The organism is Streptomyces sp. NPDC057939 (genome assembly GCF_042887545.1).
In the GTDB taxonomy this organism is placed as follows: domain Bacteria; phylum Actinomycetota; class Actinomycetes; order Streptomycetales; family Streptomycetaceae; genus Streptomyces.
The window spans coordinates 16029-38171 of sequence record NZ_JBHVPG010000003.1; the positions used below are offsets into that span (position 1 = coordinate 16029).

Here is a 22143-nt window from a genome sequence, read left to right on the forward strand (position 1 = left end):
CTTCGGTGCTTCAGGTGCGGAAGACGCGCGGTGCGCGAGGTGCGCGGGGTGCGACGCGTGCACTTCGAAGGGTGTCCGGGGAACGTATCGGCGTCCGGGCCGTCGTGTATCGGCTGCCGCTCGGCCACGTAGCAGTCGGGCGGGGGCCGTCAGGCGGGGAGCCGCAGGGTGGCGACGGCGCCGCCGTCCGGTGCGTTGTCCAGTAGCAGGTCGGCCCCGAGGACCCGGGCCTGTCCCAGGGCGATGGTCAGCCCCAGGCCGTGGCCCGAGCCGCGCTCGGTGGCGCCCGTGTGGAAGCGGCGGGGGCCGTCGCGCAGCAGGTCGGCGGGGAAGCCGGGGCCGTGGTCGAGCACGACGACGGTCCGCCCCTCGACGGTGACCCGCACCGGGGTTCCTCCGTGCCGGTGCGCGTTGAGGACGAGGTTGCCGACGATGCGTTCGAGGCGACGCGGGTCGGTCTCCACCGCCGGTGCGGTCCCGGGGGCGGTGACGGTGACCTCCGTCTCCAGGCCGGTCCGTGCCACGGCTTCCGTGACGACGGCGCCGAGCGGGACGCGGACGCGGACCGGCTGCTCGGTTCCCCCGTCCAGCCGGGAGATCTCCAGCAGGTCCTCCACCAGGCCCCGCAGGTCGCGCACCCGCGCCCGGAGCAGGTCCTCCGTCTCGCCCGCGGGCAGCAGGTCGACGGTGGCGAGCAGCCCGCCGACGGGGGTGCGCAGTTCGTGGGCCACGTCCGCGGTGAACCGGCGTTCGTTGCGCAGGCGTCGGCTGAGGGTGTCGGCCATCAGGTCGACGGTGGCGGCGATGTCGGACACCTCGTCGCGTCCCCCGGTGGGGCCGGTCCGGGCGTCCAGGTCCCCCGCGGAGATCCGGCCCGCGGTCTCGGAGACCTGGCGCAGTCGCCGGGCCAGCAGTCCCGCTCCGTACACGGCCAGGGGGGTGGCGGCCGCGAGTGCGAGCAGCGACGCCAGCACCATGGTCACGTCGAGGCGTCGCAGATCGTGCAGGTCCGGGCTCATGTTGACGCGGTAGGCCAGTACCGCGCTGCCCGGTCCGCCGACCCGTTGGGCGGCCCAGACGCTCGGCCCGAGGTTCCCGTCGACGTGGTCGTCCTCGGCCGTGTGGCGGTCGCCGTCCGCAGGGTGCCGCAGGGACGCGGGCAGTGCGGGAGGGTCGAGTTCCGCGCCGTCCGTCAGTGCTCCGGTGCGCCGGTGGACGTCCATGGCCGCGTACAGGGTGTTGAGGGCCTGCGCCCGGGCCCGCTGGTGGATGTCCTGCGCGGTCCACAGGTGGACCAGTACGCCCACGGCGGCCACGACCAGGCATGCCGTGGCCGCGGCGAGCGCGGCGATCTTCCAGCGCAGCGGAACGCGGCGCCGGCCCGGGCCGGGGACGGAGGGCGGCACGGCGTCAGCGCCTGAGCTTGTAGCCGAAGCCGCGGACCGTCTCGATCCGGTCGCGGCCCAGTTTGCCGCGCAGCCGCTGCACGCACAGGTCCACGACCCGGCTGTCGCCGTCCCAGCCGTACTCCCACACGTCGCGCAGCAGCGTGTGCCGTTCCAGGACGATCCCCGGGCGGGCCGCGAACTCCAGCAGCAGCTTCAGTTCGGTCGGGGTCAGCGCCACCGGACTGCCGGCGACGCGCACCTCCAGACCGCCGGTGTCGATGGTCAGGTCCCCGAAGACCAGCAGCTCGCCCTCGGCCGGTGGCGGCTCCTGGGCGGCGGGCGGCCCGGGGGCGCGAGTCGGTGCGTACGTCGCCCGCCGCAGCAGCGAGCGGATCCTGGCCACGAGCACGAAGGTGTCGACGGGTTTGACGACGTAGTCGTCGGCGCCGGCCTCCAGACCCGCGACGACGTCGAGCCCGTCGCCCCGTGCGGACATCATCAGGACGGGCACCAGGCTGGTCTCGCGGACCCTGCGGCACAGGCCGATGCCGTCGAGGCCGGGCAGCATCACGTCGAGGACCAGCAGGTCGAAGTCCTCGTCGCGGAAGATTTCCAGCCCGGTGAGCCCGTCCGCGGCGGTCCGCATCAGGTAGCCGTACCGCTCCAGGGCGACGGTGAAGGACCGGCGCATCAGGTCGTCGTCCTCCACCAGCAGCACGCGCACGGGTTGCGGGGAGGCCGGGGGGTGGGCGGGCGAGGACACGGGCGGACGGCTCCTGGTCGGACGGCGGGACGGACGAGCGGTGGGTGGTGGGCGGCGACCTGTCAGGAACGATATGGCAGACATCGGTGTGGTGACCGCGTCCCACGGCGAACACGCCCCGCACCCCCGGATCGATGCACGACCAAGCGCTCACCGATACCCGACCGATGCACGACCGGGCCCGCGAGCCCGTGGGCCCGCCCGACCCGCGGCGTGGTTTCGCGTCGGCGGTTCACGGTCGGAGGGGTGAACGCTCGCCCATTTGTACTCGTGGGAGCGGATGTGCGCGCCGACCTATAGTTACCGGCGCCGCCGCCCGCCGATCCGCTCGGAATCGGGCGGCGTTCACGGTTCGGTTCGGCGTCGAGGGAGGCCGCTCGTGGCCAGTGCGTTTCAGGAGCGAAAGCTCAGGGGGATGTTCGCCGCGTTCGATGCGGACGGTGACGGCTACCTGCGGGAGGAGGACTTCACCGCGTTGGTCGACCGGTGGAGCCGGCTGCCCGGGGTGGGGCCGGGAACGGATCTGCGCAGGCGGGTGGAGGCCCTGTTGATGGGCTGGTGGGCGGCGCTGCTGGAAGCGGGGGACGCCAACGGGGACGGTGCGGTCGACATGGGTGAACTGCTCTCCCTCGTCGATCAGCTCCCCGCGATGGTGTCGGACGTCACCGCGACGGCGGACACCGTTTTCGACGCCGTGGACGCCAACGGCGACGGCCGCATCTCCCCGGAGGAGCACCGCGGTCTCGTCGAGACGTGGAACGGGCAGCCCACGGACCTCACGGGCGTCTTCGAGCTCCTCGACCTGAACGGCGACGGCCACCTCGGTCGGGAGGAGTTCGCTCAGCTCTGGCTCCAGTTCTGGACCAGCGACGACCCCGCGGAACCGGGCAACTGGCTCTGCGGCCGCTTCTCCGACTGAGGGCGCCGACCCGGACCCGGCTCAGCCGCCGAGCGGGTAGGACGCCCGTTCCCGCCATCGCGTCCCGTCGTACACCATGAGCTCGACGGCCGTCACGTGCGACGTGAACGGGAGCGTGCCGGCGAGGTCGGCCTCGATGGCGTCCAGAACGGGTTCCTGCCGGCCCTGGGCGACGGTCAGGTGCGGCACCGTCTCGGTGAACCGGCCTCCGTAGGGCGGGGCTTCGGGCCAGCGTTCGACGATCGACCGGGTGAGCCGGTGCAGGGGCTCGTCGGGCTCGGGCACGAGGTACAGCACGTCCGGAAAGCGCCCGCAGGTCGCGAACCGCAGGTCGAAAGCGGGGTGGCGTCCCACCAGGTCCGCGAGGGCGGAGTCCACCCGCGCGTCCAGTCGGCTCGCGCCGAGGAACGGATAGAGGACGGTGACGTGCGCCGGTACCCCGGCCTCGGCCGACGGATCGAGCCGGTCCCGCCACCCCCGCAGGATCGGCTCCGCCTCGGGGATCGGGACGATGAGTCCCGTCTGGCCCACCTCGAAGGCGGCGCCGCTGTCATCTGCCATGGCACGGATGGTGCCACCCCCACGGCGCCCGGCGCAGGGGCTTCGCCCGGAGACGGCTCGCGATCGGCCCTCAAGGGGGCTCCGAGCGGCTCCCGACCGGGTCGGGTACCGGTCCGACGGATCCGGACCGTGGATGCGGACCCTGGATGCGGACCCTGGATGCGGGACCGCCCCGGAGCCGTGGGCTCCGGGGCGGTTGACCACCTGCGACGTGGATCAGGCGGCGGTGATGTTCTCCGCCTGCGGGCCCTTCTGGCCCTGCGTGATGTCGAAGGTCACGGCCTGGCCTTCCTGGAGCTCGCGGTAGCCGGTGGAGTTGATGTTCGAGTAGTGCGCGAAGACGTCGGGACCGCCGCCGTCCTGCGCGATGAAGCCGAAGCCCTTTTCGGAGTTGAACCACTTCACGGTTCCGCTGGCCATGGTCATGCCTCTCAGTCGATGTCGGATCCGCACCGCGCGGACCCGGAGGTGATCGCCCTGGTCCGGCACTGCACAGCAAAACGCCCACGCCAGGGCGCGGGCAGGAACTGCGAACCACGACAGCTGAGCTGAAGCTACACGGCGGAACCGCCCATCACCAGAGAGCAACGAGCACGGAATTTCGGACGGGGATCATGAACCGCCCTGGCGGGCGGGTACTACGGCCGTTTTGTCGGCACCGGCCGGAGTGCGGGCCGCCGAAGGAAGGCGTGTCGTCGCATGGCGCCCGCCAAGCCGCTCACTCCGGTGAGAGCGGGCCGATCGGCGGCCGTCCGGGCGACCACCCCCAGCCGGTGGACGAGCCGTTGGCGCGCCGTAGCCGTGCCCCATTTCCAGTCCCGGCGCGGTATCCGGGCCAGGTGGTCGGGGCCTTCGCGACGGGCCCGCTCGACGAGCGCGTCGCCGCGCAGCAGCCACCCGGCGCAGGCGTCGGCGAGACCGTCCCGCAACTCGGCGGCCCCGATCTCCGAGCCGGTCGCGTTGCGCCATTGCGCGAGGTAGGCGCTCTCCGCGCGTTCCAGCAGCGCCGTCGGCGTCGCCGTGACGCACCAGCAGGTGGGGAATCCGATGCGCAGGTAGGCGAGCTCCATCAAGCCGCTGCCCAGTGAAGCCTGTTCGAAGTCGACGAACCGGGTCCCGCCGGGGGTGTGGAGGTCGTTCCCGGGACAGGGGTCGCCGTGCAGCAGGCAATGGCCGGGAGCCCGCCCGAGTCGGTCCACCAGTGCGTCGAGTTCCCCGCGGACGCCGGGGGCGACCCGGGTGCCGAGGGTCTCGGCCAGCGCGAGGAACGAGTCGATGTCGGCGCTGTCCGGGCCCCGCCATCGGGGCAGGGTCCCCGCGTCCGCGGGGCCGGCGGTGGCGTGCAGGCGTGCCAGTGCCGACGCGTATCCGACGGCCCAGTCCTCGGGGGGCGGTCGATGATCCAGGTGTTCGAGTACGAGGACGCGTGCGGCGGGATCGGCGGCCAGGAGCGCGGGCGCCACCGGGGTCTCCGCGCGGGCGGCGAGCCGTAGGGCGGTGACCTCGCGGGCGTACCGGTCGTCGGCCTGCGGGCCGTCGACGAGCTGCTTCACCACCGCCGTCGCCCCGGGCAACTCGACGCGCCACACGCGCGAACGGGGGCTGCTGCCCAGCCTGCGGGGGTTCCTCGGTGTTCCCAGCTCGGCCCGCAACCCGTCCCCGAACACCAGTCGTGACCACATGGGTTCATTGTGGGCCCGGTCGGAGCCGACACGTGCCCTACAGGTCGTATCCGTCGGACATCTCGACGAAGGTGTGCGCCGCCGCCCCGGGCTCCGTGACCGACATCGCCGACCTGTCGCGCACCGTCCTGGCCGCGCCGGTCGTCCTGTCGGGGCCCGCGGGCCCTCTGCCGGGCAAGGAGGACGTACAGGGGTCGGCGAGGAAGTCGGCGCGGGCCGACGCCGAGCTGTACTTCCGCAGCGGTGGCAGCACCGGCGCGCCCCCCTGTCGGTGTTCAGCTACGACGACCACGGCACCCGGATGCACGGCGCCGGTTACGACCCGGTCGGGGACCGTACGGCCAACCTGTTCCACTGCGGCGGCAGGTGCGCCGGCTTCGTCAGCTTCTTCTCCGTCCTGGAGCTCGACCACCGGTGTTTCCTCGCGCCGGCCGACGAACAGGGCGCACACCGGGAGGAGTTGCAGATCAGGCTCGACGGTGGGCAAGCGCGGGACCGGGCGTCCGGAGCTCCGGTCGGCCGTGTCGGAGGGGTTGTTGGACCTGATGGTCGAGGCGGTCGACGGCGGGTCCCTGGACCACGGCCCGACGAGCGGCGAGCTCCCCGCGGTGGTGGACGCCCGCCGCTGGGACCGGTCGCCGCGAACCGCCCTCGCGCACGGGCCGGACGTTCCGATAGCTCGGCCATCGACATATGTCGGTGACCGAGCTATCGTGATCTTCGTGAACGAACAACCATTGCGCGAGCCGACCTTGTTGATCCTCACCGCCATCGCCGACGCGCCACGCCACGGGTACGCCATCGCCCAGGAGGTCGAGAAGATCTCCCAGGGCCTCACGAAGATGCGCACCGGAACCCTGTACGGGGCCCTGGAGCGGCTCCTCGAACAGGAACTCATCGCCGTCCACGAGGAGGAGGTGGTCGACGGGCGCAGACGGCGCAGCTACGCGTTGGCGCCGCGCGGGCGCGAGGTCCTGGCCGTGGAGGCGGCCAGGATCGCACGTACCGCCCAGGAGGCGACCCGTCGTCTGGGGCTGGGCGCGCCGGGCGGCATCGACGGTCTCGGTTCGGCGGTGACCGCGTGACCGCGCTCGTGAAGCTGTACCCGGCCGGATACCGCCGGGAGTTCGGCGAGGAGATCGCCGACGCCTACCGCGAGGCCACCGAGGGCGCGGGCCGGACGGCACGGTTGCGCGAGGCGGGCGACGTCGCCGGGCACGCGCTGCGCATGCGGCTCGGCCTGGGCTCGACCGGACGCGCCGGACGGTTCCTGGCGGCCGTGGCGCCGTTCGCGGTGCTCGCGGTCGGTGTGCACGCGTTGTCCTCCACCGGATTGATGGTCGCCCCCTTCACCCTGGGCGACCCGGCCGCGCAGGTCGACCTCACGGTCCTGCGGGGACTGGGCGCCGTCGTGGCGCTCGTGGGGGCCGTGGTGGCCCTGACCGGCCGCTGGGGCGTCGGGGCGTGGACCGCACTTGCGGGCAGCGCCGCCACCTTCGCCGCGCAGGCGTTCCGACCGGGCATGGGCGTGGAGTTCGCGGCCGTCACCGGTGGCCCGCTGCTCCTGCTCGCGCTCCTGCCCGCGCTCTGTCCGCCCGACCTGCGTCCGACGCCGCGCCTGCGCACGGCGGCCGCGGTCGCCGGTGCGCTGGCCGCCACCGCGGTCCTGGTCGTCGCGTCGGCGCGATGGCAGCTGCCCCACCCGCTCGACGGGCTGCGCTCGGCCGTACCGGTGGCGGCCGGGCTGCTTGTGGTCGGGCGGCCGGCGTTCGCCCGCCTGCGCACGGCGCCCGCGGTTCTCGTGGCGGGCCTGCCCCTCGTCGCCCTGGTCTCCTTCAGCGGCGCCCCGGGAGCCCTGGTCCTGCCCGGCGCACTCGGGATGCTGCTGGCAGCGGCGGCCGCGGTGAGCATCCGCCGCCGACGGGGCGGTTCGCGGCCGTCGGTGTGAGGCCCCGGGGGGTGAGGGGGCGGTCCGGGGCGGGGGCGGGGGTGGACGGCGACTCGCACATCACCGTACCGGGCATTTCAGGCGATCTTTCGTCACTGTGGGCACGGCTGGCAGCACTTCCCCGACAGAAAGGTCCACGATGGCCACGACCGCCTACCCCGTCGCCCCCCTCGCCGGAACCCGCAACACCACCACCCCGTTCGACGTCGGCCTGCCCGTCCTACGCCTCGTGCTCGGCGCGATCATGTTCGTCCACGGAACCCAGAAGCTGTTCCGGTGGTTCGACGGCCCCGGCGTCAAGAGCACGGGCATGTTCTTCGGCAAGGCCGGGTACCCGGCCGGCGAAACCATGGCCGTGATCGCGGGCCTGACCGAGACGCTGGGCGGTGTGGGGCTGATCCTCGGTCTCCTGACCCCCCTGTCGGCCGCCGCCGTCGTCGGCATCATGATCAATGCCATCACCACCAAGTGGGCCGGCGACGTGGTCGGCATGGAGGGGATCGAGTTCGAGGCCCTGATCACCGCCGCCGCCGTCACGCTCGCCCTCACCGGCCCGGGCCGCTTCGCCGTGGACCGGTTCCTGCCGGTGCTGCGTCACCACCGGGTGTCCTACGGCGTCCTCGCCCTCGCGCTGGCCGTCGTGCTGGCCGCCGTGGTGCTGCTCCTGCGGGACTGACGCGACAGCCCCGCCGGCCCGTCCGGAGCGGGGAGGACACGGACGGCGCAGGCCCTGTCAGGAGCGGTGCGGGCCATTGGAGTGAAGTGCCGTTTCCCGTGACCTTTCCGTGACGTTGAACCGGCCGACGCGCACCATTCCTGGCGCGTCATCCAAAGATCCTCTTGGGAGAAATCATGCGTATGCGCTCTGCCCTCACCGCCTCCGTCCTGGCCGCGGGCATCCTGCTGGGTGGCGCCGGCGCTGCCCTTGCGAACGACGGCGTCGAGAGCGACTACTTCTCGGGCGGGCACAAGAGCTTCGCGTCCACCTGTTCGTCGGCCGCCGCCGTGCCGGCCGCGTTCGGTCCCGCCTACACCTCGACCTGCGCGAGCCAGGGCGAGAAGGAGTGGGCGGAGTTCGCGCACTTCGGCACCAACTGAAGCCTCGCCGGCAGCGCAAGGCCGGCGGTCGTGGAGCAGTAGGACCGCAGCAGTCGTAGTGCGGGAGCGGTAGGGCAGGGGCGGTCGACACCACGTCGACCGCCCCTGTCGTCGTCCCGGAACGCCTTGATCGCACGGAGCGGCGGGGGCGGCGGGGGCGGCCGGCAATCGGCAGGACCCGGCCACCCGCTCCGCCGCCAACCGGGCAGGCGCGACGGCCCGGACAAGTCCTGGTCGGTACGGGTGTCCTTGCCGGCGTCCGTGGAGGTGTCCGTGGAGGTGTCCTTGTCCGTGCACTCCGGGCCCGGGAGGTCCGGTGGGGTGCCGAGGACGACGTCCGCGTGGCGGTGCGGGGCGTGGGCGGCGAGGTAGCGGTCCTCGGCCGGCATCCACTCGTCGACCCACAGCGAGCGGGCCTCCTCGCCGTCCCGTTCGAGTCCCCTGCTCAGGCGCAACTGCCGGGGTGCGTCGCAGAACACCCGGTAGGTGTAGACGTGGCGCAGATCCGCGTGGAGGGCGTGGACTCCCTCCACGACGAGCGGGGTGCCGGGCGGAAGTGACGTCCACCCGGTGAGGCGGTCCCGGTCCCAGTCGTAGCGCTGGTAGCGCACCGCGGCGCCGTCGGCGGCGGGGCGCAGTACCTGCTCGTGGAGCCGCCGCAGGTCGAAGTGGGCGGCGACGGACAGGGGTTCGGCGCGGTGGCGTTCCGTCGAGGGGCGGTGGAAGTCGTCGATGTGGACGACGGCGGCCGGGCCGAGCCGCTCGGCGAGCAGCGCGGCAAGGGTGCTCTTGCCGGAGGCGCCGGGGCCGTCGATGCCGAGCAGGACGGCTCGCCCCCGTCCGGCGGCCACGGCGAGAACGGTCGCGGCCAGTTCCTCGATGTCGGGCGGTGCTTCGGTCATGGTGTGCGGTTCACCCCCGGGTTTCGCGGACATGGCCGTGCGGGGTCGCGCGTTCCGTACCACGCAGGCCGATGGAACCATCATGGTGCGCCACGGCGCCCGCGGAGAACACCGGGCCCGCCCGGCGCGGGGCTGCTGCGTCGCGCCCGGTTCCGGTCCCCCGGTGTCCCCGGTTTCGTGGACTACGGCCGGAGGAGACGCGTCTCGGCCTCGGGGAGCTTCGACCACCAGTGGTGGTACCGGCGGTAGACGGCCGTATCGCGGCCGGCGAGGAGGGCGGTCAGGGAGCGGGCCTCCTCGGCCAGTCCGTCCCAGTCGGCGGACGACAGGGGGTGGAAGGCCGTGGCCTCGACGTGGCCGTCCACCGGACGCCACACTCCGGCGACGTGGCCGTCCACCAGCAGGGTCGGCAGCACATCGCCGTTGCGCCGGATCACCAGCGGCCGGTAGGCGGGGGGTATCACCCGGCTGCGGTCGGCGTAGGCCAGCAGGGTGCTGTCCCACATGGCCATGAGCCGGGGCGGCGCGGGAATGTCGGCGGGCGGCCTGGAGGCGCCCGGAAGGTCGAACAGCGTCTCGCCGGCGGGCCCCCGGAGCGGCTCCACCAGGCCGTCGAGGGCTCGGAGCGCCGCGTGCGCGTCCGTCCGCCGCACCATGGCGAACTGCGCCACGTCCGCGGCGGACGCGGGCCCGAACCCGGCCAGGTAGCGCAGGATCAGGGCGCACAGCGCTCCCGGCTCCGCCTCCCGGCTCGCCGGTACGGGAACGGGGAGGGGAACGGGAACGGGGAGGGGAACGGGCACGTGGTCGGGGCCGGGGTCGGTTGCGGGGTCCGATGCGGCTGCGCCTCCGGCTCCGGCTCCGGCTCCGGCTCCGGCCGTGACGAACGACGGGCGGGGGCCGAAGGACCAGGTGGCTCCGGTCGGGGCGTGGTGCAGCGGCGCGTACCCCTTCAGCCCCCACCACGCGCCGTCCCGCCGCTCCGCGCCGAGCCGATCCTCGGTCCAGGCCAGCATCTCCGCGGAGGTCCGCGGCCGGCGCGCGAACTCCACCAGTTCGGGGAGCAGTTCGTCGACGTCCGCCGGGGTCAGGCCCGCCTCGGCGAACCGGGAGCCGAGCCGGGACGCGTACAGGGTGGGCTGCATCGCCGCGCGGAACGCCGGGTAGTCCTCGGCGTGCACGGCGTGCAGGGTGATGCGCATCAGGGTCGCCTTGACCACCGACCGCGCCGTGAACGCACCGTCGAGCTCGGCCGGCGCGAAGTCGGCGAGCCGGTTCCACAGGGCCAGGTACGGTGAGACCGGTTCCTGCGCCTGGAGCGCGACCACCCGCCGCACCCCCTCGGAGGCGGTCAACGGCTCTCTTCGGAGCAGCAGTTGGCGGCTCAAGGTCGCCCGGTTCAGTTCGCGCGCGGTGATGATCACACCGAGGATTCTGCCCGGCCGTCCGGCCGACGGGTACGTGCTCGGCCCTCTTCGCGACGGACGCCCCCGGCGGACGGGGCCGGCGGGACGGCCGGGAGCCACCGCCGCCGCCCTCCGGTGGTCGCGCTCCGCTGCGTCCGCCGGACGCGTCGAGGCTCACCTTGGGGGGCCCGCCCGGCGTGTCCCCGCGCGTGCGGCCGGGGTGACCGGGCGCGCTCCCTACCGTGGCCCCATGAACGCACGCACAGCGCTGCTGTCCACCGGGTACGGCATCCGGTGCGCCGGACGGGGCGAGGCGGGCGCGGTCGCCACGCTGCTCGCCCGCGCCTTCGCCGACGACCCCGTCATGGCCTGGATGCTCCCCAACCCGTCCGACCGGGAACCCCGTGTCGCCCGCTACTTCCGGCCGGCCCAACGGCAACTACGGCCGCGTACCGGCGCGGTCCGGGTGGCCGCGACCGGTGACGGGCGGCTGCTCGGAGCCGCGCTGTGGTCGGCGCCGGGACACTGGAGCACCACCCCGGTCCGGGAACTCGCCGCCATGCCGTCGTACCTGCGCGTCTTCGGTCCGGGCGGGCTGCGGCGTGCCGCGGAGGTCCAGAACGCGGTGCACGAGGCCCACCCGGACGCCCCGCACTGGTACCTGCCGACCCTGGGCACCGACCCGGCCTTCCAGGGCGCGGGCATCGGTACGGCCCTGGTCCGCCAGCAGCTCGCCGACTGCGACCGGCTCGGGCAGGCCGCCTACCTGGAGTCGAGCAAGCCGACCAACGTCCCCTTCTACGAAGGGCTCGGCTTCCGGGTCACGGGAGAGATCCGGCTGCCGGATGACGGGCCGACCCTGTGGTCCATGTGGCGCGCCCCGGACCCGGGCGCCCGTCCCACTCCCGGCGGCTGAGGCCGGCCCGCCCCGTCGCCCTCCTCCTCACCGGTGCGGCGACCCGTCGGGCGTTCACCCGGTTGCGTCGCCGGGTCGGCCCGGGCGCGGGCGCGGGGGGACGTTGGATGGGCGGCAAGGAGAGTGTCGTGGAGAGGCTGGTGGTCGTGGTGAGGCGTGGTCTGGTGGCAGGTGCGGTGATCGTGATGGCGGTCTGCGGTACGGCTGGATGCTCCGACGGGACGGGCTCGGCGTCGGACGCCGCGTCGAAGGCGGCGTCGGCCGTGCAGTCGGCCGGGGCCAAGGTGTCCTCCGCGGCGTCCGCCGCCGCGGACGCCGCGTCGTCGGCGGCGGCCGTGGCCCAGGACAGGTTCGCGGAGATCAAGAACGGTGTGGACGCCAAGGACGAGGTGACGCTGGGCGCGGTGACGACCGACGGCGAGGGGTACACCGTCGTCCCGGTCACGGTGAAGAACACCGACGCCTCGAAGAAGTCGTTCGCGGTGCAGGTCGACTACAAGGACGAGAGCGGCAACCGGCTCGACACGGTCGTACTGACCGTGTCCGACGTGGCGGGCAACGGCACGGGGCAGGGTGTCGCACGCAGCACCCACAAGCTCGCGGGAACGGCGAAGGCCGAGACCGCCAGGGCGCTGCGCTACTGACCCGGTCGCGGACCGCGCCGCCAGCGGCCTCCCGTCCCGGTCAGTCGACGGCGGGCAGGTCGCCGGCGGCCGAGCCGCCCCGTGCGCGGGTGAGGCCCCGGCGCACGGCCCGCGCCAGGAGGCCGAGCAGGAAGGCCTGGAAGAGGTACGAGACCGCGAGGGCGATCCAGATCGCCGCGTCTCCTTGCGCCCCCGGCCCCGCCGAGTTGACGGCTCCGATGAGGACGGCTCCGGTCGGTGCCGTGAGCAGGAGGGCGAGCAGACCCGCCGGCTGGTTCCCGTCGTCGCCGGCGCCGACCAGCAGGAGGAGGCAGGCGAGCCCTAGGTAGGGGCCGGAGAGCCAGTTGCAGAAGGTCAGGCGGACGACCGTGCGCGGGGAACGCATGTTTCTCCTCGGGAATCGCGGCGCGGAGGCGGGGCACGCCGCCGAGCGTGGTGATCACCATCGTGGCGGGGCCGCGCGCGCCACGCCTGAGTACCCGTACTCAACGCCACTGAGGACGGCGGGTGAGCAAGGGCGGCGGGGCGGCGGGCGCCATAGGCTGGGGGCAGGCACATCTCCCGGGAGGTCGTCGTGGTGGACCGTCACCGTTTCCACCTGGACCAGGACGGACACTCGATCACCGTCGTCCGGGACCTGCGGCACCGTCACGCCGAGGTCCTCGTGGACGGGAAGACCGTGGTGTCGGGGCGGACGAGCCGCTCGGAGGCCACCGTCCTGCGGGGTGAGATCCCGGGCGCCGGCCCGCAGCGGTTCCTGGTCCGTCTCGAACGCCCCGACATCCCCGGCGGCGAGCCCCTGTGCGTGTTGGAGAAGGACGGCATGCGGTACCTCATGCCGAACGTTCCGCTCACGCCCCAGGAGGAGTGGCCGGCCGAGCGGAACCCCTCGCCCCGCACTCCCGCCGAACTCATCGCCCGGTGGAGGGGCCGCCACTGACCGGGGTGTCCCGGGAGGGACTCCCCCGCCGGTCCGCGCTCGGACGTCCGGCAGGATGATCGCGTGATCCTCACGTCCGCGGGTTCCGACCGTCCCGCCAGCGACCCGACGCGGATCCGTGTGGCCGCCGCCCTGGCCGCGCTGGTCACCGTCGGTGCGGGCCTCGGGCTCAGGGCGGTGGCCGCCGGGGGCGTCGCGAAGTACGGCGGGGACGCGCTGTACACAGTCCTCCTGCTCGCGCTCGTCGTCCTGGCCGCCCCGCGCGTGACGCCCGTGCGGGCGGCCGCGGTGGCTCTGGCCGCGAGCTGGGCGGTCGAGTTCCTGCAGCTCGGCCCGTTGCCGGCGGAGTTGTCCCGGCGCAGTGTCGTCGCCCGCCTCGTACTCGGTTCCACCTTCAACGCGCCCGACCTGTTCTGGTACGCGGTCGGCGCGGCGGCGGGATGCCTCGTGCACACCGCGCTACGACGCCGCCCGCGGCGCTGAGGTCCCGGAACCGGCCCGCAGGGCCGCGGGGAAGCGCGCTGTCGGTGGCATGGGTCACAGTGGGAGGAACTGTCGGCGCTTCCCGCGGGGAAATCAGGTGGTCCCATGAGGCACGCGATCCGGGCCGAGGGCCTGGCCAAGCGGTTCAAGGAGACCCGCGCACTCACCGGAATCGAGCTTCAGGTTCCGGCCGGGACGGTGTGCGGCCTGCTGGGTCCCAACGGCGCCGGCAAGACGACGGCGGTCCGCGTCCTCGCCACGCTCCTCCTGCCGGACTCGGGGCGCGCCGAGGTCGGCGGGTTCGACGTGGTGCGGGAGGCGGGCCGGGTGCGGTCCCTGATCGGGCTCACCGGCCAGTACGCCGCCGTGGACGAGAACCTGACCGGCACGGAGAACCTCCTCATGATCGGCCGGCTGCTCGGCATGTCGCGCGGGGACGCCCGGGCCCGGGCCGCCGAACTGCTCGACCGGTTCCACCTGACCGACGCGGCGGGACGGGCCGCCAAGATCTACTCGGGAGGGATGCGGCGGCGCCTCGACCTCGCGGCCAGCCTCGTCGGCAGACCGCAGGTGCTCTTCCTCGACGAGCCCACGACCGGACTCGACCCGCACAGCCGCGGCGAGGTCTGGGACATGCTGCGGGTCCTGGTCGCCGAGGGCATGACGACCCTGTTGACCACCCAGTACCTGGACGAGGCCGACCGGCTCGCCGATCACATCGTGGTGATCGACCAGGGAACGGTGATCGCCGACGGCACCCCCGACGAGCTGAAGTCGCAGGTCGGCGGTCAGGTGCTGGAGCTGCGGCCGGCCAGGTCGGCCGACCTGGGCGCGGCGCACGCGCTGATCAGTGAGCGGGCAGGGCCGCAGACCAAGATCGAGGGCGATGGGATCACGGTGCCCGTCACCGACCCGGCGCTGATGCCGGCGGTCGTGCGCGGGCTGGACCGGGCGGGTATCGAGGTCGGCGAGCTCATCCTTCGACGCTCCTCGCTCGACGAGGTGTTCATGGTCCTGACCGGCCATCGCGCGGTGCCCGGCGGTCCGCCGCCCGACGTCGACCCCCGCGACACCGGCGCGGACGACACCGGTGCTCAGGACACCGGCGCGGGCCCCGACGGAACGCCCCTGCGGACGGGACGCCCGTCATGACCGGCCTGACGATCGCCCGGGGCACGGGCCGGGGCGGCCGGGTGCACCCCCTGGCCGCCGTGCGGCAGACCGCCACCATGGCGTGGCGCAGCCTGGTCTCGGTGAAGCACAACCCCTTGGAGCTCGTCGACTACAGCATCACGCCGATCATGTTCGTGTTCCTGTTCACCTACGTCTTCGGTGGGCAGATGGCGGGATCCCCGCGGGACTACCTCCAGTACGCGCTCGCGGGAATCATCGTCCAGAACACCCTCTTCATGAGCACCTACACCGCCATGTCCCTGAACACGGACCTGACGAAGGGCGTCTTCGACCGGCTGCGCAGTCTGCCCATCGCGCGGTCGGCGCCGCTCTTCGGGCGGATAGCGGCCGACCTGGTCAAGCAGTTGTGGGCCATGGTCCTGATGGTCGTCCTGGGCGTGCTGCTGGGTTTCCGGGTCACCGGGGGCTTCGCGGGGTTCCTCGCCGCGGCCCTGTTGCTGTTGGTGTTCGCCGCCGCCGTCTCGTGGACGGCGGTGCTCATCGGGATGATGGCGGGCGACCCCGAGAAGGTCCAGGTCTACGCGTTCACCTTCATCTTCCCGATCACGTTCACCAGCAGCGCCTTCGCCCGCGTCGACACGATGCCCGGCTGGCTTCAGGCGTGGGTGGAGGTCAATCCGGTCACGCAACTGTCGGACGCCGTCCGTGGATTGCTGCTCGGGGCTCCCGCGGGTCGTCCGATCATGTGGTCGCTGGTGTGGGCCGTGGGCATCGCGGTGGTGTTCATGCCCCTGGCGATGCGCGCGTACCGCTCGCAGGACCGCTGACCCGGCGCGCCCCGGCGCGGCGCACGCGGCTCGGGCGCGCGGGACGCGTCACCACTCGGGGTGGACGTCGTGGCTGTCGTAGCGGGTGCCGTGGACGTCGATCCAGGGGCGGAACCGGCCGGGGCCGCCGTCCGCGCGTGCGTAGCGGACGGGCTCGCCGGAATCGTCGGCGACGATCACGGCGCCCGCCCGCTGCGCCGCGCGCAGGGAATGCGTCCAGTGCGGTCCGTGCCTGCCGGTCACGTAGTCGGGAACCTTGCTCCGGGACATGTGCGCGACCCCCTGACCGCCGGCTGTTCCGAATCCGTTCGAAGGACGACTACCCGCCGATCAGCGGGCTGACTCCCCCGCCTCCCCCGCGGGGCCGGAGGCCGGCCCGGGCCCGCCCCGTCCCGGTTCCCGTTCCACCGGGAGCCACAGCTCGGCGTCGGCCTCGGAGGTCTCCGGGAAGAAGTGCGTGCGCAGGATCTCGGGGCCGGGGCGGCTCCGGTACGGGTTGGAGGGGAACCACTGGGTGAACACGTCCCGCCACAGGTACTGGATGGCCTGGGGCGCCGGTCCCGAGGTGGTGAACACGGCCCAGGTCCCCGCCGGTACGGGCAGGGAGGTGGTTCCCTCCGGGGCCGGCGCCGAGGTGATCACGCCCTGGTAGTAGTCCAGTTCCGTGCCTTCCGCGCGGCTCGGATCGAGATCGTCGCAGACGGCCACGATGCCCTGCGGCTCCTGGTCGGAGAGGGCTTCGACCGGCTCCATTCGTTGCGGGTCGATGCCTCGGACGAAGTCGATGATCGCCTGGTTCGGGCCCGTGTGCACCAGGGGCACCCGGGCCTTGAAACCGACGACGGTGAAGGCCTCCCTGTCCACTACGCGGTACCGCATGCTGTTGCTCCCTTCGACGGTGAGGCGGAAGGTGAGCCGGGCCTGGGAGACCAGCGCGGTGCCGGTGCGGCGGGCCTCGCCCGGGCCGACGCCGTGCACGGTGCGGAACGCCCGCGCGAACGCCTCCCCGGAGCCGTACCCATACCGGACCGCGATGCCCAGCAGTGGTTCGCGTCCGGCGAGCACCTCGGCTCCGGCGACGGTCAGGCGCCGCCGCCGGACGTACTCCGACAGCGGCATGCCCGCCAGGGCGGAGAACATCCGGCGCAGGTGGTACTCGGAGGTCGCCGCGCCGCGCGCCAGCTCGGCCACGTCGACGGGCCGGTCGAGGTGGTCCTCGATGTGCTCCATGACCTGGTTGAGTCGGTCCAACACGCCCGGTCACCTTCCTCTCTTGCGATCACCACGCTAGGCAACGGGCCTCCGGCCGCACCCGACATCCTGTGCCCGATCATGTCGGGTGGGTTCCGGCGGGTCGCTGCCGCGGGCGACCCGCCGCGGGTACGGCAGGCACGGGCTCCGCGGCGGTGGCGTAGCGGCGGGCCGGACGGGCGAAGGCCTCCCGCAGTTCCGGGGGTCCGACGACCTCGATGTCGGTGTCGAACCCGCCGATGGCGGCCGCCAGGCCGGACCAGGACCAGGAGCCGAGGGCGAGCCGGCACCGGTCGGGGCCGATCGGCTCGACGAGTCCGTCGCGGACGTGTCGGGAGAACACGGTCGCGGGCAGGCCGAGGATCACATCGCCACGACAGGGCCACTCCCCCGAGGCGTCCGCGCCCCGGAAGCGGCCCTCGACGAATGTCGCCACGTCGGCTCCCGCGGGAAGTTCCCGCGGGAGGAACACGGGGCCCGTGGGGATGCGCGGGGTGATCCGGTCCGCGCGGAAGGTGCGCCAGTCCTCCCGGTCGAGGTCCCAGGCGACGAGGTACCAACGGCCCGCACGGGTCACCAGGTGGTGCGGTTCCACCCGGCGCGGCGGGGGCGCGGCCGGAGCCCCTCCCGCTGCGTCCTGCGTCGGGCCCGGTGTCGCGTAGTCGAAACGGAGGACCTCGCGGGCGTGGACGGCGGCCCCGAGCGTCACGAGGACGCTGCCGGGGACGGGGGCGTCCGTAGTGGCGCCGGGCCGTTCCACGGCGGTGATCCGGAGCGCGTCGACGCGGTGGCGCAGCCGTGCCGGCATGACCTGTCGAACGGTGGTCAGAGCGCGCGCCGCCGCTTCCTCGATGCCCGCGCCGCTCGTGGCGGCGCTCCGGAGTACGACGGCGAGGGCGACGGCCTGCTCGTCGTCGAACAGCAGCGGCGGCAGTTCGGTGCCGGCGTCGAGCCGGTAGCCGCCGTCGGGGCCCTTGAACGCGACCACGGGATAGCCGAGTTCGCGCAACCGGTCGACGTCGCGGCGCACGGTGCGCGGGCTGATGTCGAGCCGTTGCGCCAGGAGGGCGCCCGGCCGGTCCCGGCGCGCCTGGAGGAGGGAGAGCAGCGAGAGCAGTCGCGCCGAGGTCTTCTGCATGCCCTCCATGCTGCCCCGGGAAGCGGTCGGTTCCTGACCTCTTCTCCCGCGCGCGAGCGCGTCTTCGCGCACTGTCGATGCAAATACGGTGCGCTGACGCGCATGTCTGGTGCAACATTGGTGCACCAGTTGTTCGACCAGGAAGGCAATGCCATGGACGCACTCCCCTCCCATCCCGACAGCGAGCGCTATTCGGTGACCCTTTGCCCGCCGGCGGTCACCGTCGTCTCGGAACTCACGGCCGAGAGCGGCGTCAGCAAGTCGGACGTGATCAACCGGGCGGTCCTGCTCCTCGGGTTCATCGAGCGCGAGCGGGCCAAGGGCAACGACCTGATGATCCGCGACGCGGCCGGCGCCCTGGAGCGCATCCACATCATCTGAGGACGCCCGGAGCTCGCTGCCGAAGGTGCGCCGCCGACGGGTGACCCGCCGTGCGGGTCACGCGTCGTCGCGGCCGGGGTGCGGGTCGCGGGAGTCGACGTCCTCCATGAAGGCCAGCATGCGGGCGTTGACGACGTCGGGGTGGTCGATCTGGGGCCCGTGCCCGGTCGCGGCGATGATCTCGGCCCGGGCTCCGGGGATCAGCCGCGGGACCCGCTCCAGCTGGCGCTGCGGGTGCACGAGCAGGCTGCGCCTCCCCATGATCAGGTAGAGCGGGCTGCTGATGGAGCGCAGCGCGTCCTCGGCCAGCGGGAGCGGCGCCGGGCGGCGTATCCGGAACGCCCGGGCGCCGGTCTGCACGAACGTGCGGAGCTCGGGGACGACGAGCGCAGGCTGCTCCAGCCAGGCGGCGAGGCGCGGTCGCAGCGCCTTGGGGGCGAAGCTGGCGAAGAGGCTCACGAAGACCCAGGCGAAGAAGCGCAGGCCCACCCTCTCCAGGCCGCCGGGGTCCAGGGCGGTGACGGAGGCGATCCGGTCGGGGCCGCGGTGGGCCTGGTTGAGGACCAGCCAACCGCCGTAGGAGGAACCCACGAGGTGGACGCGGTCGAGGCCGAGCGCGTCCAGGGCCTCGTCGAGCCACTGCGCGGCACGCTCGGGCTGCCACATCGGCTCGCGGTGGACGCTGCGACCCGCGTCGCCGGGGGTGTCCAACGCGTAGACGGGGCGTTCCGCGCTGAGCCCGGGGGTGTTCGGGTACCACATGGCGCTGCAGTAGCCCGCGCCGTGGATCAGGACGATCGGCGTACGGGATTCGGCGGCGGGGTCGGTCGGGCCGTAGCGGTAGACGTGCGTGGTGCCGAAGCTCGTCTCGACGTCCGTCTCGGAACGGGTCGGGGCGCCGAGCGCGTAGAGCGCGTCGCAGGCGGCGAAGTAGCGGTCGCGCAAGGTGTCGTTCGCGTAGCGGCCGATGTCGCGGCGCGGCCGGGTCGTCGTCGTGGTCGTGGTATCGGGCACGGGGCACCTCCGGGAAGATCCATCCTTCGTGATACGACCGTACCATGTCGATGGTACGGCGGTACCATGAAGCGTCCGGGCCGGTCGTGGTGCCGGACCGAACATCGACGGGCGGAGACGCTGCACATGCCGAAGCGCGTGGACCACGAGGAACGCCGGACCCAGATCGCCGAGGCGCTCGTCCGGGTCGCCGGCCGTCAGGGGTTGCACGCCGTCGGCATGCGCGACGTGGCCGCCGAGGCGGGCGTCTCCCTCCGGCTCGTGCAGTACTACTTCCAGACCAAGGAGAACCTGCTCTTCTACGGACTCCAGCACCTGACCGAGCGCTTCACCGCGCGCGTCGGCGCCCGCCTCGCCGCCGTCGGCCCCGACCCGGGGCCCCGGGCGACCGTGGAGGCACTGCTGCTGGCCTCCCTCCCGACCGACGAGGAGAGCCGCACGTTCCACCTCCTCTACAGCTCCTACGCGATCCTCTCGGTGACCGACGAGGCGCTGGCCGCCCAGCCGTTCATCGCCAACCCCGATGCCGCCGAGAACGCCCTGACCAGCCTGATCCGGCAGGCCCAGGACGACGACCTGGCCGACCCCGGCGTCGACGCCCGTACGGAGGCGGTCAGCCTGCTGGCCATGACCGCGACGATGGGCACCAGCATCCTCGTCGGCCAGCGCGACCCGGAATCGGCCGTCGCCGTCCTGAACCACCACCTGGACCGGATCTTCACCGCCCCGGCACCCGTCGGCCCCGCGACCTGACCCGCGCGCGGGGCCGCCCCGGCGGCCAACTGGAGCAAGCCGGGCTGCGAACCGGCCGGGAGCCTGGTCGCATCAGCGGAATGAAAGACCCCTTCGGCTGTGACGACCCCGCCCTGCTCGCCCCGTTCGGAAAGAGCGACCGCGCGGCGGCCCGCAGGGCCGTCGCCGCCCACGCCACCGACCGCGCCGACCTCCACACGCTCCTCGACATCCTCGGGCTCCTGCCCGAGCACGACCCACCGCCGCGACAGCATCCCCCCAGCTGAGCCGGTGCGTTCCGTGAACGGGCCGCGGGGGCGGCGTGAGCCGGGGTCCGGGTGCCACCCCCGGGCCATGTCGCCGAACTCCCGTCGTCGGCCGACGGGCGGCCGCGCGACGGGCGGCCGCGCGACGCCCGGTGCGGCGGGATCGCCTACCGGGCGCCTCGCGGTGGCCGGGGCGTTCGACGGCACTCCCCAGGGGCTCGCGCGTAGGGCCGTTGCGGCGTACGGGTGAATACGCGGCGACCCCCGTCACGGGCGACCGGGAGGATTGTCCTACGGGTATGACGACTTCGCACACGCTGTCCCGGCAGTCGGCCCGACCGACCGGCCACCGCCTCCTCCTCCCCGAGCCCGGAGAACGCCGCAGGCTCCGCGAGGCGTGGGGACTGACGCCCCAACAGGTGGCCCTCGCGTTCGGCGTGCGGCCGGCCACGGTCCGTTCGTGGGAGTCGGGACGCAGCACGCCGACGGGGAAGCGCCGCGAGGCCTACCGGCGCTTCCTCCAGGGACTCGCCCAACACGCCGACGGCCGGCCCCGCCCGACCACCCCACCCGCCCGTAGGGCACCCGGATCCGCCGCCCCGACCCACGGCGCCCCTGAGGCTCCCCGCCCGACGGACGGGGAGTCCACGGACCCGGCGTCCACCGGACGGGTTCCTTCGGAGGGGGTGTGCTCGCGGCAGGCGGCCGTGCCCGTGTCCGGAGCGCGGGTGCCGACCCCGAGGAGAGCCGACGGTGCGGCCGAGGACGGCGACCGGCTGTTGCCGCGCGTGGGGGCGGCCGCGGTGACGCTCGCCGCCTGGGTGCTGGTGCTCGCCCTCCTCGGCGCGTACCTGCCCGCCTGGGACGGCTGAACCGGGCCCACCCACCGCTGACGCCCTCCGCACTCCGCCCTCCGCCCTCCGCCCTCCGCCCTCCGCCCTCACAAGATGCCGGTGCCGGTGATGGTGATCCGCACCGGCATCGAGCGGCCCGGCACGTCCCGGTGTGCCGGGTGGACGGCAGCGCGATCGGGGCAGCCGTCCGGGCGGTCCGACGGTGAGGTCGGGGGTGAGGGTTCCTGGGGTTCCCACGGGTCGGGGAGGTCCCGGCCGTGCGGCAGGAACCCGTCGGCGTTCGTCGGGTCGTGCCGGGATCCGAGGGATTGGTTCATCGTCGTACGCCCGTCTCCCCCGTCAGACGGCGCCGTGCCCGGAAGACCCCGGCGCGTGCGGCCTCCTGACTGATCCCCACCAGGTCCGCGATCGTCTCGTACGGAACTCCTTCGACCTCGCGCAGCACCCAGCAGGCGCCCTGCTCCGGGGGGAGCGTCCGCATCGCCCTGCCGAGTTCGCGGACGGCGGCACGGGGCTCCGCCGCGCGGCCCGGAGAACCCCGGTGCTCCGGCGCGGCGGGCCCGGGAACGTCGGCCAGGTCCGCGACGGGCCGCCGGGACCGCAGGACGTTCAGGCAGCGGTGGGCCACCATCCGGTGCAGCCAGGTGCCGAACGCGGAGTCACCGCGGCATTCGGGGAGCTTGCGCCAGGCGTTGAGGAACGCCTCGTGGACGGCGTCCTCGGCCTCCGTCCTGTCGCCGAGGAGTCGGTCGGCGAGCCGCAGCACGGCGGGCCCGTGCCTGCGGACCAGGGTCTCGAAGGCCTGTTCGTCGCCCTCCGAGGCCCGGACCGCGAGCAGGTGGTCGTCCGGCCACGCCGCTGTCGGGGGACGTTGCCGCCCTTGGTCGCGCACAGCC

General features: G+C 73.6%; 30 protein-coding genes. 15 read left to right on the forward strand and 15 right to left on the reverse strand.

The annotated features are described in order from the left end of the window. Window positions 1-149 precede the first annotated feature (149 nt). Entirely contained in the window at window positions 150-1406 is a 1257-nt protein-coding gene (locus ACFVS6_RS04365) for a sensor histidine kinase (protein ID WP_389700516.1), read from the reverse strand. Between the two features lie 4 nt (window positions 1407-1410). Then, entirely contained in the window at window positions 1411-2151 is a 741-nt protein-coding gene (gene cseB / locus ACFVS6_RS04370; protein ID WP_389700518.1) for a two-component system response regulator CseB, read from the reverse strand. Between the two features lie 379 nt (window positions 2152-2530). Between cseB and ACFVS6_RS04375 the strand changes: the two genes are divergently transcribed. Further along, window positions 2531-3070, forward strand: coding sequence for an EF-hand domain-containing protein (locus ACFVS6_RS04375; RefSeq protein WP_389700520.1), 540 nt, complete (start codon window positions 2531-2533; stop codon window positions 3068-3070). A 21-nt stretch (window positions 3071-3091) separates the two neighbouring features. Here the strand turns inward: ACFVS6_RS04375 and ACFVS6_RS04380 are convergent, their stop codons facing one another. From ACFVS6_RS04380 to ACFVS6_RS04395, 4 genes are all read right to left on the reverse strand, one after another. Further along, window positions 3092-3631 carry a 2'-5' RNA ligase family protein gene (locus ACFVS6_RS04380; protein WP_389700521.1) on the reverse strand — a complete coding sequence of 180 codons (540 nt, stop codon included), beginning with the start codon at window positions 3629-3631 and terminating at the stop codon, window positions 3092-3094. Between the two features lie 216 nt (window positions 3632-3847). Beyond that, window positions 3848-4051, reverse strand: a complete 204-nt coding sequence (locus ACFVS6_RS04385) for a cold-shock protein (protein WP_328929665.1) — start codon at window positions 4049-4051, stop codon at window positions 3848-3850. A 218-nt stretch (window positions 4052-4269) separates the two neighbouring features. Beyond that, entirely contained in the window at window positions 4270-5313 is a 1044-nt protein-coding gene (locus tag ACFVS6_RS04390; RefSeq protein WP_389700523.1) for a phosphotransferase family protein, read from the reverse strand. 37 nt (window positions 5314-5350) lie between these two features. Next, window positions 5351-5800 carry a hypothetical protein gene (locus tag ACFVS6_RS04395; protein ID WP_389700524.1) on the reverse strand — a complete coding sequence of 150 codons (450 nt, stop codon included), beginning with the start codon at window positions 5798-5800 and terminating at the stop codon, window positions 5351-5353. 235 nt (window positions 5801-6035) lie between these two features. Here ACFVS6_RS04395 and ACFVS6_RS04400 point away from each other — a divergent pair, with 235 nt between their 5' ends. From ACFVS6_RS04400 to ACFVS6_RS04415, 4 genes are all read left to right on the forward strand, one after another. Next, a complete protein-coding gene (locus ACFVS6_RS04400; protein ID WP_389700526.1) occupies window positions 6036-6398 on the forward strand; it encodes a PadR family transcriptional regulator in 363 nt (120 codons plus the stop codon). Beyond that, window positions 6395-7261 carry a hypothetical protein gene (locus ACFVS6_RS04405; RefSeq protein WP_389700527.1) on the forward strand — a complete coding sequence of 289 codons (867 nt, stop codon included), beginning with the start codon at window positions 6395-6397 and terminating at the stop codon, window positions 7259-7261. The genes ACFVS6_RS04400 and ACFVS6_RS04405 overlap by 4 nt, the downstream gene beginning before the upstream one ends. Before the next feature lie 139 nt (window positions 7262-7400). Then, window positions 7401-7937: a DoxX family protein gene (locus ACFVS6_RS04410; RefSeq protein WP_389700529.1), complete on the forward strand. Its 537-nt coding sequence runs from the start codon at window positions 7401-7403 to the stop codon at window positions 7935-7937. Between the two features lie 176 nt (window positions 7938-8113). Then, entirely contained in the window at window positions 8114-8359 is a 246-nt protein-coding gene (locus tag ACFVS6_RS04415) for a hypothetical protein (protein ID WP_389700531.1), read from the forward strand. Here the strand turns inward: ACFVS6_RS04415 and ACFVS6_RS04420 are convergent. Further along, window positions 8290-9261 carry a uridine kinase gene (locus ACFVS6_RS04420; protein ID WP_389700533.1) on the reverse strand — a complete coding sequence of 324 codons (972 nt, stop codon included), beginning with the start codon at window positions 9259-9261 and terminating at the stop codon, window positions 8290-8292. The two genes, ACFVS6_RS04415 and ACFVS6_RS04420, sit on opposite strands and share 70 nt — an antisense overlap. A gap of 182 nt (window positions 9262-9443) precedes the next feature. Further along, window positions 9444-10685 (reverse strand): winged helix DNA-binding domain-containing protein, encoded by a 1242-nt coding sequence (locus tag ACFVS6_RS04425; protein ID WP_389700535.1) that lies wholly within the window; start codon window positions 10683-10685, stop codon window positions 9444-9446. A 232-nt stretch (window positions 10686-10917) separates the two neighbouring features. On the opposite strand from ACFVS6_RS04425, the gene ACFVS6_RS04430 reads away from it, so the two are divergent. Both ACFVS6_RS04430 and ACFVS6_RS04435 read left to right on the forward strand, forming a co-directional pair. Further along, window positions 10918-11583, forward strand: coding sequence for a GNAT family N-acetyltransferase (locus ACFVS6_RS04430; protein ID WP_389700537.1), 666 nt, complete (start codon window positions 10918-10920; stop codon window positions 11581-11583). Between the two features lie 128 nt (window positions 11584-11711). Beyond that, window positions 11712-12227: a hypothetical protein gene (locus tag ACFVS6_RS04435; RefSeq protein WP_389700539.1), complete on the forward strand. Its 516-nt coding sequence runs from the start codon at window positions 11712-11714 to the stop codon at window positions 12225-12227. Between the two features lie 40 nt (window positions 12228-12267). Here the strand turns inward: ACFVS6_RS04435 and ACFVS6_RS04440 are convergent, their stop codons facing one another. Beyond that, window positions 12268-12612, reverse strand: coding sequence for an SCO4225 family membrane protein (locus ACFVS6_RS04440; RefSeq protein WP_389700541.1), 345 nt, complete (start codon window positions 12610-12612; stop codon window positions 12268-12270). 189 nt (window positions 12613-12801) lie between these two features. On the opposite strand from ACFVS6_RS04440, the gene ACFVS6_RS04445 reads away from it, so the two are divergent. The 4 genes from ACFVS6_RS04445 (at window position 12802) to ACFVS6_RS04460 (ending at window position 15611) form a co-directional block, all read left to right on the forward strand. Next, the gene (locus tag ACFVS6_RS04445; protein WP_389700542.1) at window positions 12802-13167 is read left to right on the forward strand and encodes a hypothetical protein; all 366 of its coding nucleotides are present in this window, start codon (window positions 12802-12804) and stop codon (window positions 13165-13167) included. A 63-nt stretch (window positions 13168-13230) separates the two neighbouring features. After that, complete coding sequence (locus ACFVS6_RS04450) at window positions 13231-13650, forward strand: DUF2809 domain-containing protein (RefSeq protein ID WP_389700543.1); 420 nt, start codon at window positions 13231-13233, stop codon at window positions 13648-13650. A gap of 105 nt (window positions 13651-13755) precedes the next feature. Further along, the gene (locus ACFVS6_RS04455; protein ID WP_389700544.1) at window positions 13756-14802 is read left to right on the forward strand and encodes an ATP-binding cassette domain-containing protein; all 1047 of its coding nucleotides are present in this window, start codon (window positions 13756-13758) and stop codon (window positions 14800-14802) included. Next, the gene (locus ACFVS6_RS04460; protein WP_389700545.1) at window positions 14799-15611 is read left to right on the forward strand and encodes an ABC transporter permease; all 813 of its coding nucleotides are present in this window, start codon (window positions 14799-14801) and stop codon (window positions 15609-15611) included. Before ACFVS6_RS04455 ends, ACFVS6_RS04460 begins: the two co-directional genes overlap by 4 nt. A gap of 48 nt (window positions 15612-15659) precedes the next feature. On the opposite strand, the gene ACFVS6_RS04465 is transcribed toward ACFVS6_RS04460, so the two are convergent. From ACFVS6_RS04465 to ACFVS6_RS04475, 3 genes are all read right to left on the reverse strand, one after another. Beyond that, window positions 15660-15881: a hypothetical protein gene (locus tag ACFVS6_RS04465; RefSeq protein WP_281207973.1), complete on the reverse strand. Its 222-nt coding sequence runs from the start codon at window positions 15879-15881 to the stop codon at window positions 15660-15662. A 60-nt stretch (window positions 15882-15941) separates the two neighbouring features. Beyond that, window positions 15942-16865, reverse strand: a complete 924-nt coding sequence (locus ACFVS6_RS04470; protein ID WP_389700546.1) for a GyrI-like domain-containing protein — start codon at window positions 16863-16865, stop codon at window positions 15942-15944. A 76-nt stretch (window positions 16866-16941) separates the two neighbouring features. Then, window positions 16942-18000 (reverse strand): helix-turn-helix transcriptional regulator, encoded by a 1059-nt coding sequence (locus ACFVS6_RS04475; RefSeq protein ID WP_389700548.1) that lies wholly within the window; start codon window positions 17998-18000, stop codon window positions 16942-16944. Between the two features lie 102 nt (window positions 18001-18102). Here ACFVS6_RS04475 and ACFVS6_RS04480 point away from each other — a divergent pair, with 102 nt between their 5' ends. After that, window positions 18103-18381 (forward strand): hypothetical protein, encoded by a 279-nt coding sequence (locus ACFVS6_RS04480; protein ID WP_389700550.1) that lies wholly within the window; start codon window positions 18103-18105, stop codon window positions 18379-18381. 57 nt (window positions 18382-18438) lie between these two features. On the opposite strand, the gene ACFVS6_RS04485 is transcribed toward ACFVS6_RS04480, so the two are convergent. Next, entirely contained in the window at window positions 18439-19395 is a 957-nt protein-coding gene (locus tag ACFVS6_RS04485) for an alpha/beta fold hydrolase (protein WP_389700552.1), read from the reverse strand. A gap of 126 nt (window positions 19396-19521) precedes the next feature. Between ACFVS6_RS04485 and ACFVS6_RS04490 the strand changes: the two genes are divergently transcribed. The 3 genes from ACFVS6_RS04490 (at window position 19522) to ACFVS6_RS04500 (ending at window position 21265) form a co-directional block, all read left to right on the forward strand. Then, the gene (locus ACFVS6_RS04490; RefSeq protein ID WP_389700553.1) at window positions 19522-20148 is read left to right on the forward strand and encodes a TetR/AcrR family transcriptional regulator; all 627 of its coding nucleotides are present in this window, start codon (window positions 19522-19524) and stop codon (window positions 20146-20148) included. Window positions 20149-20228: 80 nt separating this feature from the next. Then, window positions 20229-20414 (forward strand): hypothetical protein, encoded by a 186-nt coding sequence (locus ACFVS6_RS04495; protein WP_389700554.1) that lies wholly within the window; start codon window positions 20229-20231, stop codon window positions 20412-20414. A gap of 278 nt (window positions 20415-20692) precedes the next feature. Then, on the forward strand, window positions 20693-21265 hold the full coding sequence (locus ACFVS6_RS04500) for a helix-turn-helix domain-containing protein (protein WP_389700555.1): 573 nt from the start codon (window positions 20693-20695) through the stop codon (window positions 21263-21265). 68 nt (window positions 21266-21333) lie between these two features. Here the strand turns inward: ACFVS6_RS04500 and ACFVS6_RS04505 are convergent, their stop codons facing one another. Together ACFVS6_RS04505 and ACFVS6_RS04510 are read right to left on the reverse strand one after the other, a co-directional pair. Then, window positions 21334-21564, reverse strand: coding sequence for a hypothetical protein (locus ACFVS6_RS04505; RefSeq protein ID WP_389700557.1), 231 nt, complete (start codon window positions 21562-21564; stop codon window positions 21334-21336). After that, window positions 21561-22139, reverse strand: a complete 579-nt coding sequence (locus tag ACFVS6_RS04510; protein WP_389701122.1) for an RNA polymerase sigma factor — start codon at window positions 22137-22139, stop codon at window positions 21561-21563. The genes ACFVS6_RS04505 and ACFVS6_RS04510 overlap by 4 nt, the downstream gene beginning before the upstream one ends. Window positions 22140-22143 lie beyond the last annotated feature (4 nt).

Coding starts and splice junctions, on each gene's coding strand:
- ACFVS6_RS04380 (WP_389700521.1), bottom strand. CDS start 3,631: ATGGCAGATGACAGCGGCGCCGCCTTCGAGGTGGGCCAGACGGGACTC.
- ACFVS6_RS04385 (WP_328929665.1), bottom strand. CDS start 4,051: ATGGCCAGCGGAACCGTGAAGTGGTTCAACTCCGAAAAGGGCTTCGGC.
- ACFVS6_RS04390 (WP_389700523.1), bottom strand. CDS start 5,313: ATGTGGTCACGACTGGTGTTCGGGGACGGGTTGCGGGCCGAGCTGGGA.
- ACFVS6_RS04410 (WP_389700529.1), top strand. CDS start 7,401: ATGGCCACGACCGCCTACCCCGTCGCCCCCCTCGCCGGAACCCGCAAC.
- ACFVS6_RS04415 (WP_389700531.1), top strand. CDS start 8,114: ATGCGTATGCGCTCTGCCCTCACCGCCTCCGTCCTGGCCGCGGGCATC.
- ACFVS6_RS04420 (WP_389700533.1), bottom strand. CDS start 9,261: ATGACCGAAGCACCGCCCGACATCGAGGAACTGGCCGCGACCGTTCTC.
- ACFVS6_RS04430 (WP_389700537.1), top strand. CDS start 10,918: ATGAACGCACGCACAGCGCTGCTGTCCACCGGGTACGGCATCCGGTGC.
- ACFVS6_RS04440 (WP_389700541.1), bottom strand. CDS start 12,612: ATGCGTTCCCCGCGCACGGTCGTCCGCCTGACCTTCTGCAACTGGCTC.
- ACFVS6_RS04455 (WP_389700544.1), top strand. CDS start 13,756: ATGAGGCACGCGATCCGGGCCGAGGGCCTGGCCAAGCGGTTCAAGGAG.
- ACFVS6_RS04460 (WP_389700545.1), top strand. CDS start 14,799: ATGACCGGCCTGACGATCGCCCGGGGCACGGGCCGGGGCGGCCGGGTG.
- ACFVS6_RS04465 (WP_281207973.1), bottom strand. CDS start 15,881: ATGTCCCGGAGCAAGGTTCCCGACTACGTGACCGGCAGGCACGGACCG.
- ACFVS6_RS04475 (WP_389700548.1), bottom strand. CDS start 18,000: ATGCAGAAGACCTCGGCGCGACTGCTCTCGCTGCTCTCCCTCCTCCAG.
- ACFVS6_RS04480 (WP_389700550.1), top strand. CDS start 18,103: ATGTCTGGTGCAACATTGGTGCACCAGTTGTTCGACCAGGAAGGCAAT.
- ACFVS6_RS04490 (WP_389700553.1), top strand. CDS start 19,522: ATGCCGAAGCGCGTGGACCACGAGGAACGCCGGACCCAGATCGCCGAG.
- ACFVS6_RS04495 (WP_389700554.1), top strand. CDS start 20,229: ATGAAAGACCCCTTCGGCTGTGACGACCCCGCCCTGCTCGCCCCGTTC.
- ACFVS6_RS04500 (WP_389700555.1), top strand. CDS start 20,693: ATGACGACTTCGCACACGCTGTCCCGGCAGTCGGCCCGACCGACCGGC.
- ACFVS6_RS04505 (WP_389700557.1), bottom strand. CDS start 21,564: ATGAACCAATCCCTCGGATCCCGGCACGACCCGACGAACGCCGACGGG.